The organism is Bacillus cereus (assembly GCF_002564555.1).
Taxonomy (GTDB): domain Bacteria; phylum Bacillota; class Bacilli; order Bacillales; family Bacillaceae_G; genus Bacillus_A; species Bacillus_A cereus_K.
In genome coordinates this window covers 343,050-357,056 of the sequence record NZ_NUVD01000020.1, presented here as the reverse complement: position 1 = coordinate 357,056, position 14,007 = coordinate 343,050, and the positions used below count along the sequence as shown (strand labels likewise).

Sequence of the window (14,007 nt, the reverse complement as noted above, 5' to 3'; positions counted from 1 at the left end):
CTCCTAACTTCCTCGCATTCATTGAATTTCGAGGTGAGAGTCTTACTGCCCACAAATAACGGGATAAAAAAAAGCCCTTTTTATTTAGAAATAAAAAGGGCTTTTTTTATTATACAAGACTGATCACTTTCGTCTTTGCAATTAAATCATGAAAACCACAATTATCTTTGCGGAACAACATCATGTATATGTTACATAATAATGGAATTCCAAGCAGCAATATGTTTGGTAATAACAATGCAAAAAATCGTAAAATTAATGTTTGTAAAGTTAGTCTTTCATTCTTCAATGAAATTAATTTTGTTCTAGTTACCTTCTTACCAAGTGTAGCACCGTTCCAAATAAAAGGTAACAAAATAAAATATAGCGCCATTAATATGAAAGCTAATGTGAGATCATATCTAAAGTCACCAAAACTTATATTAAAGCGATTAAAAATAGAACTATAGTTTCCGGTCATAATAGCTACTATTGCACCATACATAACCGAGATTAAAAACATGTCAATTAGGGAAGCACCTATGCGATTCATTACAAACGCTGGACGATGCATCTTCAACTTCATTTTATGTCGACTCCTTCGTATCCTTCTTTACCCGTTTCATCGTACCACTTCTAAAAAACATTGTAAACTAGCGTTTCTCTTACTTTTCTTGTACAATGTGTTACAACAGCATTGTAAAGGAGGTTCCCATATTGAAAAAATGGATAATCCTATTCATCGCCTTCCTATTAACTGGTTGTACAGGAAATACAAGTCACTTAACTTATACGATAAACGATGAATACGAACTCATACGTACTTCTGGAAATGCATTTGAACTTTTCCCCTCGCAAGATGCTGTATATGCCACACAATACATCCCTGCAAAAATTACAGACATCGGTTGGGACGATAAATACATTATTGCAAAACAAATTGAAGAAAAGTCTGATCCGAATAATCCTGACGGAGCAATAGCAAATAAAAAAAGTGAACACTATTGGATTATTGACGTAAAGCACAATAAACGTTTTGGTCCCTATAATGAAAAGCAATTTAATGAACAAAAAGATGCGTTTAAAATTAAAGTACCTTTTCAGAATGTAGATGCATACATAAAAGAAATAAAAAAACAGTCAGCATAATGTTTTGAACGCTGACTGTTTTTGCTTACATTTAAAAAAACACCTTACTCAGAAAGTGAGATATTAAAAGTTTGTGATTCTTTAACAACCTCTTGTGTTTCTGAGTCTCCTGCCATTAAATCATCCGTAGTAAACTTAATATCTTTTACCTTTTCTTTTCCGTCATCAAGTATTAAACCGATAATTCCATCTCTTGTTTCACCAGGCTTATAGTCTTCTCTTGATACATTTTTTGTACCAACGAGCGTATCTTCATCATATAAAAAGTTTTGAGTCGCTACTTTAAAATGTTGCTTATCATTAACCGTAACATCATTCATAGAGAAAAATTGCATGTTTTTATTCCCGCTATTTTCCACCTTATATGTAATCTCAACGTAACGAATCGTATCGCTAATCTCTGTTCCACTTAGCGATGCATATAATTCCGCGTCTTCTTGGCTTACCTTATCTCCTAATCTACGCTTTACTTCTTCAGGAGTTAATGCCGTATATACTTTTAATGTATTTTTTGCATCTTCACTCATCTGTGATAAAGAGATCACTTTCACATCTTGTACATGAATTTTCATTGGCGCTACTTCAAATGTTTGATTCACAGAATGAATCTGCTCTAACTTGAAAGTACCCCACCCTGTTTCTTTCACTTGTTGTCCTACTTTTTTCAGCTCACGCCCACCATATTCTTTCGTTTCAGGAATAGCTTCTTTCTTCTTCGGTTCAGCTTTCTTTTCTTCTTGATGGAAGCAACCACTTAACATAAGAAGAAAACTACATAATACAAAAATACTTTTCCATGCTTTCATCATTTAATTTCTCCTAACACTATCATTCATGAATATAAATTAGTCCCTTGCTTTGTAAACTATAGAAACAATGAGAAGTCCACAAAATGAACTTGTCAGTCCAGATACTATTATACCTCCAATTTGGGAAATATGAAAATAGGGATCTACTAACGCGTGCACAATAAATATAATAGCTGCCACAACAATTACTGAAATCCAATACTTTCTTTTTTCCGAAGCTACAATAAGATCTTTCCCCATTTCATTTTTATACTTCCATAATACCCAGAATAGTAATAGAAAACCAATACATGTACTCCCATGCTGCATATATTTATAAACTGGGATACTATGCAATTCTCGTTGCAACAGTGGTATTTTCATAACAAAATAGCCTGTCTTATGCGTAAACGCATCCCAAACGACATGCGTGAGCATACCAAATAATGCAGAATAGCAAAATACAAAAAGATTTTTCCATGTATGAATCCCCCACCTCTCATCTACTACATATGTATAGTAGCCAGCAAGCGGTTTAGGTAAATGCGTTATAAAAGGCTTTTTTAAAATGTAATGGTACCCGTACGCTAACAGTAAGACAAGAGGCAGATTTAAATATAGAAACCCAAGCCATGTATGCCCAATAACACCATACGGTCTAAAGTGTAAAAAATATTCAAAGTCAGGCGCCATACTACCTAATATAAGAGCCGTTACTGAAATATATGTAGAATGCTTTTTCGCAAAAGGAAGAACTGCTGCTGGATGTGCGAATGTAAACGGCATATGTTTACTCCTTTTCATATTTTCAATAGAATACCATCTATCATAACGAGAGCATTGATCTTAATGCAATATTTATTTTCACATTGGAATATGATATTTTACGTGTTATAATCCACATGGAATATTCAGAAAACAAGGAAGGATTCACTGGTCTTTTTTTCTTGTTCTGTTTATCTTGTTTGTAAGTACATACATCGGATTTTTCTATGGAAGAGAATGACATTCGGCTGGCGCACTTCAATATACATTATTAATAGCAAGTTGTCTTACACTTGTATTTGCTGCTTTTTTAGAATCAAAATCCGTTATGAATCGAGGTTTATATATTGATTGACGTACCCTTTTTAAAAAGTGTCACATTAAAAAAAGAAAATATCCCTAGCTTTTCCGCATATCCTTACTGTTTACCCGCTATTCGAACGTTACAATCGCTCCTTTTCCATCCAAATGTAACATTCATTATCGGAGAAAATGGGACAGGTAAATCAACATTACTCGAAGCGATTGCAGTTGCTTTAGGTTTTAACGCAGAAGGTGGAACGAAGAATTTCCGCTTTAGCACAAACGATTCACATTCATCTTTGCATAAATATCTTCGAATTTCCAAAAGTTTCAATACACCAAACGACGGTTTCTTTCTTCGTGCTGAATCATTTTATAATGTTGCTTCTTATATCGATGAAATAGATGCTGATAGAGAAGCACGTGGGAATCCAGTTATCAACTCCTATGGTGGTATCTCACTTCACAAACAATCACACGGTGAATCATTCTTCTCATTATTCATGAACCGTTTTTCAGGACAAGGCTTATACATTTTAGATGAGCCTGAGGCAGCTTTATCCCCGATGAGGCAACTTTCCATGCTCATTCGGATGCATGAATTAGCTAAGCAAGGTTCACAATTTGTTATCGCAACGCATTCTCCTATTTTAATGGCTTATCCTGAATCTACTATATACTCTTTAACGCAAGAAGGAATTCATGAATCTACATTGGAAGAAACAGAGCATTACCAAACGACGAAACTTTTCTTTGAAAACCGAGATCGATTATTTCATCACTTATTCGAGTCGTAAAAAAAAGAAGCAGCGATTGCTGCTTCTTTTTTATAATGCTTCTATAAATAATGCTACCCCAATACCGCCGCCGACGCATAGAGAAGCAATTCCTTTTTCTAAGCCACGTCGTTTTAATTCGTGAATTAAACTTACCGTAATACGAGCTCCTGTACAACCGATTGGGTGCCCAAGTCCTACACCACTACCGTTTACATTTACTTTCTCACGATCTAAACCTAATTCTTTTTCTACAGCTAAATATTGTGCAGCGAAAGCTTCATTAATTTCAAGTAAGTCTGCATCTTCTAATGACCAATCTACTTTTTCTAATCCTTTACGAATTGCTGGTGCTGGCCCAATACCCATAATTTTCGGATCTACTCCAGCTACTGAATATCCAACAATTCTAGCTAACGGTTGTAAGCCTTTTTCTTTCGCTTTTTCTTCGCTCATTAATACTAGAACCGCACTTCCGTCATTCAGACCAGATGCATTCCCTGCAGTTACAGATCCATCTTTACGGAAAGCTGGTTTTAATCCTGCTAATTTTTCCGCTGTAATATCTGCACGCGGATGTTCATCCTTCGAAAATACAACTTCTTTTCTACGTTCTTTTATTGTAATAGGAACAATTTGATCGTCAAAGTATCCAGACTCAATCGCTTGTAGTGCTAGTGTGTGACTGCGAAGAGCAACTTCATCTTGTTCCTCCCTTGTAATTTCATATTGGTCAACTAAATTTTCCGCTGTTTCACCCATCATAATATGATGCAATGGATCTTCTAATATTTCCCACACTGTATCACGGATTTCTCCATGTTGTAGACGTTGTCCCCAGCGGTGTTGTTTTAATGCATAAGGGCTTGAACTCATTGCTTCTACTCCACCTGCAACAACAATATCACTTACACCTAATTGAATTTGCATTGCAGCGGACATAATTGCTTGCATACCTGAAGAACATTGACGTTGAATCGTATAACCAGTAACTGTGTCAGGAAATCCTGCTGCTAATGCAGCTGTTCTTGCAGTATTTGCTTCATCAGTTCTTTGAATACAATGACCTAAAATCACTTCATCAACTTCATGTGGTTCCACTCCGCCTCGTTTTACAGCTTCCTGAAGTACAGGAACAGCTAATTCCACTGGTGTTACATTTTTTAGCGCTCCCCCAAAAGTTCCAATTGGCGAACGAACTGCAGCTGTAATAACAACATTATGCATCTTGTACTTGCCCCTCTCTTATGTACCCTACTCAGTTTTTAGGTGAAATTCCATAAGATGTATATCTACAACTATCATACTATAAACATACTAAAAAATCAAAATATTTAATATAATAAAAATAGAAGGAATTACCCTTCTATTCTGTTAACGCATATAAAAACTTTTGCAAAATTTTCTCTGTCGTTTCATTCAATTTTGGCAACTTATCTACCTGAAAATATTGGAGTTGCAATCCTTCATGATCGAGCTTTAATTCTCCACTCACATAATGTCCCTGATACAGATGAATAACATTAAAAATTTCATCTCCATTAGGATAACGGAAGTATACTTCTTTTCCTGATAAGACACCAAGAAATTGCATTATTTTTGCATGCAACCCCGTCTCTTCGAATAATTCTCTACGAGCGGTTTCTTCTGTCGTCTCTCCTAATTCCATCGCCCCACCAGGTACACCCCAATCATATGTATCTGAACGATATTGAAGTAATACTTCTTGCTTTTCATTTAATATAATGATTGCTGATCCTACTAGAATAAGTGGTCTTGTACCAACGACTTTACGTAACTCTTCAATATACCCCAATATGTAAACTCTCCTTTCCTCACCCTTCCTTATCATAACAAAATTCTTCTCCTTTTGTTGATGTAATTTTAAAGAAAAAAAGGAAGCTTTCGCCTCCTTTTTTCATCTTTTATTTCTTAAAACTTTCATATTTTACAGCTTCAAAAGCTTCCTCAATTTCATCATTACGATAATGGACATATGTAAAACGACCCAATTCTACTAATCTTGCTATTTCTTGTAACGCTTTATGCTGCTCATATGTTTCTTTAAGCGTAATATGTACATAAAACTTCATTAACGGATGTTCATATAAAGGTTCTCCCACCTCTACATATACATCTTCAACCCCTTGCACAACTCTAACATAACTTGCAAATTGATAAAGAGCTTCTCTGTCTGAAACGATTTTTAATGTATACATATATTCTCCCCCTTTCCTTTACTATATCAAAAAGATAACCATACTACGTTATAGAACTATGAATTTTTTTCGACTTGTAGTCTGTATATTCGTGAAATAAACAAGGCGTTTATCCATACATAGGCCCTTTTCCTCACATATATTATAGGAAGAATTTCTTCATTTGAGGTGTTCCTTATGAATCCATACGTCAATATATGTATTTGCATTACTCCAGGCGCTAATATTTCTGACGACCGTATTGCAAAAGATTTAGCTGTTGCAGAATCAATTTGGCACCCTATTACCTTTCAAATTCAAGAAGTAATTGTGTTAAATGAGCTTTTCCGTTTTTCTGACCGTGAAATTAGTTATAAAAATTCCATTCAAAGTCAGGAAAAATTAGCATCCTTTTTCCAAACGTGTGTAAATGAAGCTCCAGAATGCGATCTTTATATTTGTTATATTGGCAGTGATTATTTCAAAGAAACAGCAGTAATTGCCTGCGCTTACTCTTTAGCAAAACAACAACAACTTACTGGTTACATCGTTTTAACAAACTCGGCAGCTCCTATGAAAAATATATATACGCTCGCTCACGAAATTGGTCATATTTTATTTACAAGGCGTGTTCATGGAAAACTTACTCACGCAGATCCTCATTCTCCAACTAGCTCGGAACACCACCCTTCTCCAGCAAATCTTATGTATCCGATCGTACCTCGTCCTGAAAATGTCCATATTCAATCCCTATTAACGAACGAACAAAAAGCACTCTCTTTACAAAGTCCCTTATTGCAAAGAAAAAAACAGTAACTGTCGTGTTACTGTTTAAAACAATATATTGTATTTAGCAAATCAAATATCGGCTGCTAGAAATAACAACATATTATGAACAGAAAACTCAGATCCTCTGAAAATCATAATATAATATTTCTTTGGAAATAATTTTTGTATATCCAGAGTAGCCGCTTTCCTATTGAATTCCTAGTTCACATTTTTTCGCTCTTCAATTTTTAAATACCATTTCATTAATCCATATATACTTCCATACAGAAGTAGAATCTTTGCAATTCCCCCAAATACACTTCTTTCTTCTAAGTCTTTAAATAAAAACATAATTGTTAGAGGAACAATTAGCGCCAAAACACCCATCCAACCAAGAACATACACTTCACCAATAAGAAGTAACAAAAAGATAATTGCTGCTAATATATACGTTTGTATTGTTGACAATTGTAAGATCGGTGTACCATACCATTTATTCATAAACATTAATAATACTAATAGTAAAATAGGAACCATTACTATTACATAAATAATTCCAAACTCTACTAACTTACTTTTAAAAGAAGACATTCTAAAAGCGACAATTGTTCCAATAATCGTAATGATCAAGACGATGGGATAACCGATTAACTGTACATTTGTTAACGTAAATTGCTGATTAGGACTTTCAAATAAAATATTTGTAAGTAACCAATACCCACCAATACCAATTATCATTGCAAGAATACTTTTTATACTCCCGCTTTTATCCTTCTCCATCTCTTTAGCTAACTCTTCTGCATACTCTTTCGGTGAATCACCAAATATATCGCTTACCGTCTTCCCCTTTTTTTCTCCTTCTATTAAATGAAGTTCTGCATCTTCTAAAAAGGCATCCACATCTTCTTCTTTAATCCCTTTTGTTATTAAATATACTTTCGTATCGATTAAAAACTTTTCGCCTTCTTTAGAAACTTTCATTATAGCCCCTCCCTTATTTAACCGCTTCTCTTCTATTCGCCTTCATCATAATTTCAACGAAAATTAAAATAAACAAACTTCCGTATAAACATATAATTTGAAATAACATTGGCATGAGATCTTCCGATGTAAATGTTTTAAACACTAACATAATAGAAAGCGGAACAATTAAATATAAGTTTTTAAACCATCCTTCAAAATATATATTTATCGCTACTGTGATAATAAAAATCGCACCAGCTAATATATAACTTTGCACCTCGGTGAATGTAAGCATTTTTGTAGGATATATCATGTCTAATATCGTAACAGCCCCTATTAAAAACATTGGCGCGATCATGACTAAAGACCACATAGAAAACCATGTTTTTGTAAAGCTTGTTACAAAGGTCATTTTGCGGAGCAAAAAATTAGGACCTATAACAGCTAACATTAATGTGAAACTATAACCAATACACTGCATAAGTGAAAGCTGTAAAATCCCATTATTCACTACTAAGATAGAAGCAATAATCCAAAATGCTACGATATTCATTACCGTAAAACCAATTTGCTTCCACGTTTCCTGTCTATCCCTTTCCATTACTTTTACAAGTTCATTTGCATATTCTTTCGGTGAGCCTCCAAAAATATCTTCTACACTTTTCCCTTCACTCTCACCTTCTATTAAATGCAACTCCGCATCTTCTAAAAAGCTTTCAATGTCGCTTTCTTTCACACTCTTTGCAGTCAAAAACAATCTCATATCTAATAAAAACTTACGTGCTTCATTCGATAGCATTATTTTTTTCTCCCCTTCCCTTCAAGTAGACGTTCCACACTACTTTGCATCGCTTCCCAGCGGCCTATAAATTCATCCAGTGCATCCTCGCCATTTTCTGTTAACGTATAATACTTCCGTTTTGGACCAGATGGAGATTCCTTCATTACACTTGTTATTAATCCTTCTTTTTGCATTCTTATTAATAAGGGATAAATACTTCCTTCACTTGCCATCGTAAAACCATACTTCGCTAATTTTTCACTCATTTCATAACCGTATATTTCACCTTCAGAAATAATAGCAAGTAAGCATCCTTCTAAAATCCCTTTCAGCATTTGACTTGTCGACATATTTCAAATCCTCCCACTATCTTGTTTTACAAGATAGAAAAGCGTAAGTATCTTGCTTTACAAAATAGTATAGCAGAGACTATTTTGCAAAACAAGATAGCTAGTTATGTTTTTTCCAAATGTTTGCAGGAATTTTATGATTCTTCCTCTAAATAGAGCAATACGAGAATTTTTATATAAAGGAGTGTTTTTCATCATGGTTACAAATCGAGTTGTCTTTTTAACAGGTGCTGCGAGTGGTATTGGATATGAAATGGGGAACGCTTTTGCAAAAGAAGGTGCAAAAGTTGTTATTAGTGACCGACTTGAAGAGCGTGCGAAAGAAGCTGCTGAACAATTACAAAAAGAAGGATTTCAAGCTATCGGCTTAAAATGTGATGTTACATCTGAAGAAGAAATTACAGCTGCAATTTCTCAAACAGTTAGTCATTTTGGTGCATTAGATGTGTTGATTAACAACGCAGGAATGCAACATGTCTCACCAATTGAAGATTTTCCAACTGAAAAGTTCGAGTTGCTAATTAAAATTATGCAAATCGCTCCGTTTATCGCAATTAAGCATGCCTTTCCGATTATGAAAAAACAAAAGTATGGCCGGATTATTAATGTCGCTTCCATTAATGGTCTTGTTGGATTTGCAGGGAAATCCGCTTACAATAGCGCAAAACATGGTGTAATTGGATTAACAAAAGTTGCGGCTTTAGAAGGTGCTACCCACGGAATTACTGTTAATGCACTTTGTCCTGGCTATGTCGATACCCTCCTTGTACGTAATCAGCTGCAAGATTTAGCTACAACACGAAATGTACCACTTGAAAATGTTTTAGAGGATGTCATTTATCCACTTGTACCACAAAAACGCTTATTACAAGTACAAGAAATCGCTGATTATGCTATGTTTTTAGCGAGTGAAAAAGCTAAAGGTATAACGGGTCAAGCTGTCGTTATCGATGGTGGGTATACTGCCCAATAAAGTGAAACTTTAATCAGTGGGGGTTTTCTTCATCCCCCACTGATTATTAGTTGAACCAATCGGGCTTTTATGGGCAGTTGATCCCCCACCTAACTTCTTTGCTTTCGCTGAATTTTGAGGTGGGGGTCTTACTGCCCATTAATGCGGGATAAAAATAAAGTTTGCTCACGAAGAGCAAACTTTATTTTTTATCACGAGGATCGTCGTACTTTAGTAATTGCGGCGGTAACTTTTCTATTGCAACAATTACCCCATCTAATTTACTTTCAATACGATGGAGTAAATATAATGTTACAACAATTGGAAATCCCACATTACCTATCATCCTGATCCACTCTTCCATATTTTTCACCTCCTTTCATTATATAAATAAGAGAGAATAGGCAATTTAGGCATAAAAAAACAAGCTATTATTTATTAGCTTGTTTTTCAAATAATGATGCAATTTCTCGTTTATAATCTCCGTGTACTTCTAACATTATGATACTTTTCCATACCTCTTCAATAGTCGTTAATGTTTTATATTCTGTACTATGCGGCAATTTTGTTTGATTTAACAACGCAATTGCATCACCTTTCCAACTTACAGATCTCGGAACAGTAACAATTATACTCATGCTTTTACGCCTCCAGAAACTGTCTGTTGAAATAATGCTTGGAATAGTTGAATATCAGCACTCTTAGATTCATATTTTATTAGTTGTTTACCTAAAGATATCGCTTGTTTCTTAGCTTGAATTCTCATTTCTTTATTTGTTATTTCATCTAAATCAGCTACATGCGCTAAGCCAATTGTTCTACGGATAAGCTCACATCCGGCAAATCCAACGGCATCTGCAAAAATATTTTGCAAAATAATTGGCAACCATTGTTTCTCTTTCGTATATGCTTCTACACCTTCTCCAATCCATAACTTCGTAAAAGCTTCTACAAAATAACTCCATGTTTTCTCAATATGGAAAAATAGCACACTTCTTTTTTCCTCTTCACGTGATAACGCATTTAATAATAAATTTGCAATAAATTGACCAAGATCAAATCCAAATGGACCATACGTTGCAAATTCTGGATCAATCACTTTTGTTTCAGAAGGTGATGAGAAAATACTACCAGTATGTAAATCCCCATGAATAAGCGTTTCTTTTCTCGTTAAAAATTTATATTTATACTGCGCTACTTTTAGTTTTAAAGTTTTATCACTCCAAAGTTCATCAACATCTAGCTGTAAATCCGGTTCATAATCGTTCGTATCGTAATATCCAAACGGATCTGTAAACACTAGATCTTCTGTAATTTTACAAAGATCCGGATTTACAAATGTCCCCTCTAGTACCCTTTTCTCTTCTGACTGTAAACCAAAATCCGAAGTGTAAAATAAAACATGGGCTAGAAAACGACCGATATGCTGCGATAAAAGCGGATACTCTTCTCCGTCTATCAATCCTCTTCTTGTAATGATTAACCTTGATAAATCTTCCATTACTGTTACTGCTAACTCTTCATCATGACTGTATACTACCGGAACATATTCTGGTACATACTTCTCAAAAATTTGTAATGCCTTATTTTCAATCGTTGCTCTTTTTATAGACAACGGCCAGCTCTCACCAACTACTTTCGCATATGGGAGTGCCTGTTTTATTATAATTGACTTCTCTCCATCATCTAATTTGAACACGTAATTTAAGTTTCCATCTCCAATTTCATGACAAACTACATTTGCTTTCTTTTCAAAATAGCCATGTTCTTTCGCATATTGCACAGCTGTTATTTCTGTTAATGAATAATATCCCATCGTCTTCTCCCCCTTTTTAAATTCAGAGGTTTTTCTGACGCAGAAAAACCTCTTTCCACTGAGAAAGAGGTTTGAAGTTTATCTTCTCCCCTCTTATCTGCCAGAAATTTTACTTTCTGCTGGAATTAGCACCGTGCCTTTTGGCGTCATAAACGCCCCATTTCACAATGGTATTACGGTCGGTTGCTGGGCTTCATCGGGCCAAATCCCTCCACCTGCTCTTGATAAGAGTTGTATAATTTTTTGAATTTTTAACTTTATGTTGAAGACTATACCAAGAATAAAAATCACTTGTCAATATTTTATTTGTATAATTCTGGACGACGATCTGCAAAAACTGGAATTCCTTTACGAACCTCTTTTATTTTCTCAAATTTAAGCTCTCCGAATAAAATAGCTTCCTCTTCATTTGCCTCTACTACAACTTCTCCCCAAGGATCCACTATTAAAGAATGACCTGCAAACTCATTGTTCGGATCCTTTCCTGCTCGATTACACGCAACAACATAACACTGATTTTCAACCGCCCTCGCCTGTAAAAGCAAGCGCCAATGTGCTAAACGAACTAATGGCCATTCTGCTACAACAAATAAAACTTTTGCACCTTTAGCAGTATGAACACGCATCCACTCCGGAAAACGAATATCATAACAAATTGTGCCAGCGCACTCTACATCATCTAGCTTAAATTCACCTGTTTCATTACCCGCTACTAAATATTTATGTTCATCCATCAGCTGAAATAAATGTACTTTACTATATTCATTGACTAGCTGGCCTTTATTAGTTACTACATACATTGTATTTGTAACACCTTGCTCTGTTTGCTTTGCTATGGAACCACCAACAATATGTACACCATATTGCTTCGACCACTCTTTCAATTTTTCTTTCGTTTCCACCCCATCCATATCTGCAATTTCAGAAAGCCTCGTTAAATCATATCCTGTTGTCCATAGTTCTGGTAAGACGACAACATCGGGTCTCTCCTTCATCGCTTCGCTTATTTTATTTTTAGCATTCTCAATATTTTTTTCTACATCTCCAAAAGCAATATCCATTTGAATACATGCGACTTTCATGTTTTCAGCCCCATTCTTAATTTTTTTCTTTACAAAATACTGGAAAGATTATATCATTTGTCACTAGAATTGTAACAACTTTCAAAAGAGGTGGAAAGTATGAAATTATTTCAACCTTCTGATATAGTAACATCATTGCCAACGCAATTTTTCGCTTCACTTGTTGCAAAAGTTAACAAAGTCGTTGCAGCTGGTCACGATGTTATTAATCTAGGTCAAGGTAATCCAGATCAACCAACCCCGCAGCATATCGTAAAAGCTTTGCAAGATGCTGCCGAAAAGACCATTCATCATAAATATCCGCCATTTCGCGGACATGAAAGCTTAAAAGAAGCCGTGGCAACATTCTATAAACGTGAATACGGCGTAGAATTAAATCCCAAAACTGAAGTTGCTATTTTGTTTGGTGGAAAGGCCGGATTAGTAGAATTACCAATTTGTTTTACAAACCCCGGTGATACTATTCTCGTTCCAGATCCAGGCTATCCAGATTATTTATCAGGGGTTGCTTTAGCAAAAGCACACTTTGAAACAATACCGCTTATTGCAGAAAATAAATTTTTACCAGATTACACAACAATTGATGACTCTATCGCCGAGCAAGCAAAGTTAATGTTCTTAAACTATCCAAATAATCCTACGGGTGCTACTGCATCAAAAGATTTTTTTGATAAAACCATTTGTTTTGCTAATAAACATAATATATTAGTTGTTCACGATTTTGCTTACGGCGCTATTGGGTTTGATGGCCAAAAACCTGTTAGTTTCTTGCAAGCAGACGGCGCTAAAGATACAGGCATTGAAATTTACACATTATCAAAAACTTTCAATATGGCTGGGTGGCGTATTGCTTTTGCGGTCGGGAATGAAAGTGTCATTGAAACAATTAACCTATTGCAAGATCATATGTATGTTAGTATTTTTGGTGCAGTTCAAGACGCAGCCCGCGAAGCACTATTAAGTTCACAGTCTTGTGTAACAAATCTTGTAAATAGTTACGAATCTAGGAGAAACGCTCTTATTTCAGCTTGTCACTCAATTGGTTGGAATGTAGATATTCCAACAGGATCATTCTTCGCATGGCTTCCTGTACCAGAAGGATATACATCTGAGCAATTTTCTGATATTTTACTAGAAAAAGCACACGTTGCAGTTGCTCCTGGTGTTGGATTTGGTGAGCATGGCGAGGGGTATGTACGTGTTGGTCTCTTGCATACAGAAGATAGATTACGAGAAGCCATTAATCGAATTGATAAATTAAATTTTTTCAAAAAGTAATTGACAACATGAAAAATATCTGACAAAATTCAGTTATCTTAAAAATTTAAACATTTCTA

The 14,007-nt window shown here is 35.1% G+C and carries 17 protein-coding genes, 2 pseudogenes and 1 riboswitch; of the genes and pseudogenes, 5 read left to right on the top strand and 14 right to left on the bottom strand.

From position 1 onward, the window contains the following. Positions 1-109 precede the first annotated feature (109 nt). On the bottom strand, positions 110-565 hold the full coding sequence (locus COI75_RS12390) for an RDD family protein (RefSeq protein ID WP_000769074.1): 456 nt from the start codon (positions 563-565) through the stop codon (positions 110-112). 131 nt (positions 566-696) lie between these two features. Here COI75_RS12390 and COI75_RS12385 point away from each other — a divergent pair, with 131 nt between their 5' ends. Next, positions 697-1,128, top strand: coding sequence for a DUF3997 domain-containing protein (locus COI75_RS12385; protein ID WP_000758769.1), 432 nt, complete (start codon positions 697-699; stop codon positions 1,126-1,128). Between the two features lie 44 nt (positions 1,129-1,172). Here COI75_RS12385 and COI75_RS12380 read toward each other — a convergent pair whose 3' ends face one another. Both COI75_RS12380 and COI75_RS12375 read right to left on the bottom strand, forming a co-directional pair. After that, complete coding sequence (locus COI75_RS12380) at positions 1,173-1,937, bottom strand: hypothetical protein (protein WP_000973884.1); 765 nt, start codon at positions 1,935-1,937, stop codon at positions 1,173-1,175. 36 nt (positions 1,938-1,973) lie between these two features. Beyond that, a complete protein-coding gene (locus COI75_RS12375) occupies positions 1,974-2,702 on the bottom strand; it encodes a DUF4184 family protein (RefSeq protein WP_001116871.1) in 729 nt (242 codons plus the stop codon). Positions 2,703-3,028: 326 nt separating this feature from the next. On the opposite strand from COI75_RS12375, the gene COI75_RS12370 reads away from it, so the two are divergent. After that, positions 3,029-3,781: an AAA family ATPase gene (locus tag COI75_RS12370; RefSeq protein ID WP_000567991.1), complete on the top strand. Its 753-nt coding sequence runs from the start codon at positions 3,029-3,031 to the stop codon at positions 3,779-3,781. Positions 3,782-3,811: 30 nt separating this feature from the next. Here COI75_RS12370 and COI75_RS12365 read toward each other — a convergent pair whose 3' ends face one another. From COI75_RS12365 to COI75_RS12355, 3 genes are all read right to left on the bottom strand, one after another. Continuing rightward, a complete protein-coding gene (locus COI75_RS12365) occupies positions 3,812-4,987 on the bottom strand; it encodes an acetyl-CoA C-acetyltransferase (RefSeq protein ID WP_000552065.1) in 1,176 nt (391 codons plus the stop codon). Positions 4,988-5,126: 139 nt separating this feature from the next. Next, the gene (locus tag COI75_RS12360; protein ID WP_000540533.1) at positions 5,127-5,576 is read right to left on the bottom strand and encodes an NUDIX hydrolase; all 450 of its coding nucleotides are present in this window, start codon (positions 5,574-5,576) and stop codon (positions 5,127-5,129) included. A gap of 109 nt (positions 5,577-5,685) precedes the next feature. Next, on the bottom strand, positions 5,686-5,979 hold the full coding sequence (locus COI75_RS12355) for a DUF3928 family protein (RefSeq protein WP_000288334.1): 294 nt from the start codon (positions 5,977-5,979) through the stop codon (positions 5,686-5,688). Between the two features lie 177 nt (positions 5,980-6,156). Here COI75_RS12355 and COI75_RS12350 point away from each other — a divergent pair, with 177 nt between their 5' ends. Further along, a complete protein-coding gene (locus COI75_RS12350) occupies positions 6,157-6,774 on the top strand; it encodes an ImmA/IrrE family metallo-endopeptidase (protein WP_001070511.1) in 618 nt (205 codons plus the stop codon). 42 nt (positions 6,775-6,816) lie between these two features. Here the strand turns inward: COI75_RS12350 and COI75_RS27290 are convergent. From COI75_RS27290 to COI75_RS12335, 4 genes and pseudogenes are all read right to left on the bottom strand, one after another. Continuing rightward, positions 6,817-6,938: pseudogene (locus COI75_RS27290) on the bottom strand (DNA-binding protein); the annotation flags it as partial. Positions 6,939-6,945: 7 nt separating this feature from the next. Further along, the gene (locus tag COI75_RS12345; RefSeq protein ID WP_000868633.1) at positions 6,946-7,707 is read right to left on the bottom strand and encodes a DUF1129 domain-containing protein; all 762 of its coding nucleotides are present in this window, start codon (positions 7,705-7,707) and stop codon (positions 6,946-6,948) included. 13 nt (positions 7,708-7,720) lie between these two features. After that, positions 7,721-8,488, bottom strand: coding sequence for a DUF1129 domain-containing protein (locus COI75_RS12340; RefSeq protein ID WP_000950451.1), 768 nt, complete (start codon positions 8,486-8,488; stop codon positions 7,721-7,723). Further along, complete coding sequence (locus COI75_RS12335) at positions 8,488-8,820, bottom strand: PadR family transcriptional regulator (RefSeq protein WP_000107990.1); 333 nt, start codon at positions 8,818-8,820, stop codon at positions 8,488-8,490. Before COI75_RS12335 ends, COI75_RS12340 begins: the two co-directional genes overlap by 1 nt. A gap of 196 nt (positions 8,821-9,016) precedes the next feature. Between COI75_RS12335 and COI75_RS12330 the strand changes: the two genes are divergently transcribed. Then, on the top strand, positions 9,017-9,793 hold the full coding sequence (locus COI75_RS12330) for a 3-hydroxybutyrate dehydrogenase (RefSeq protein WP_000258432.1): 777 nt from the start codon (positions 9,017-9,019) through the stop codon (positions 9,791-9,793). A gap of 181 nt (positions 9,794-9,974) precedes the next feature. On the opposite strand, the gene COI75_RS12325 is transcribed toward COI75_RS12330, so the two are convergent. From COI75_RS12325 to COI75_RS12310, 4 genes and pseudogenes are all read right to left on the bottom strand, one after another. Next, on the bottom strand, positions 9,975-10,136 hold the full coding sequence (locus COI75_RS12325; protein ID WP_000393343.1) for a YvrJ family protein: 162 nt from the start codon (positions 10,134-10,136) through the stop codon (positions 9,975-9,977). A 118-nt stretch (positions 10,137-10,254) separates the two neighbouring features. Continuing rightward, positions 10,255-10,410 (bottom strand): annotated as a pseudogene (locus tag COI75_RS12320) (methylthioribose-1-phosphate isomerase); the annotation flags it as partial. Then, positions 10,407-11,588 (bottom strand): S-methyl-5-thioribose kinase, encoded by a 1,182-nt coding sequence (mtnK, locus tag COI75_RS12315; protein WP_000542689.1) that lies wholly within the window; start codon positions 11,586-11,588, stop codon positions 10,407-10,409. The gene mtnK and the pseudogene COI75_RS12320, both read right to left, overlap by 4 nt. Before the next feature lie 90 nt (positions 11,589-11,678). Next, positions 11,679-11,819: riboswitch (SAM riboswitch) on the bottom strand. A gap of 71 nt (positions 11,820-11,890) precedes the next feature. Continuing rightward, positions 11,891-12,670 (bottom strand): carbon-nitrogen family hydrolase, encoded by a 780-nt coding sequence (locus COI75_RS12310; RefSeq protein ID WP_002095350.1) that lies wholly within the window; start codon positions 12,668-12,670, stop codon positions 11,891-11,893. A 99-nt stretch (positions 12,671-12,769) separates the two neighbouring features. Between COI75_RS12310 and COI75_RS12305 the strand changes: the two genes are divergently transcribed. Then, the gene (locus COI75_RS12305; protein WP_000765502.1) at positions 12,770-13,948 is read left to right on the top strand and encodes a pyridoxal phosphate-dependent aminotransferase; all 1,179 of its coding nucleotides are present in this window, start codon (positions 12,770-12,772) and stop codon (positions 13,946-13,948) included. The last annotated feature ends 59 nt before the right edge of the window (positions 13,949-14,007 follow it).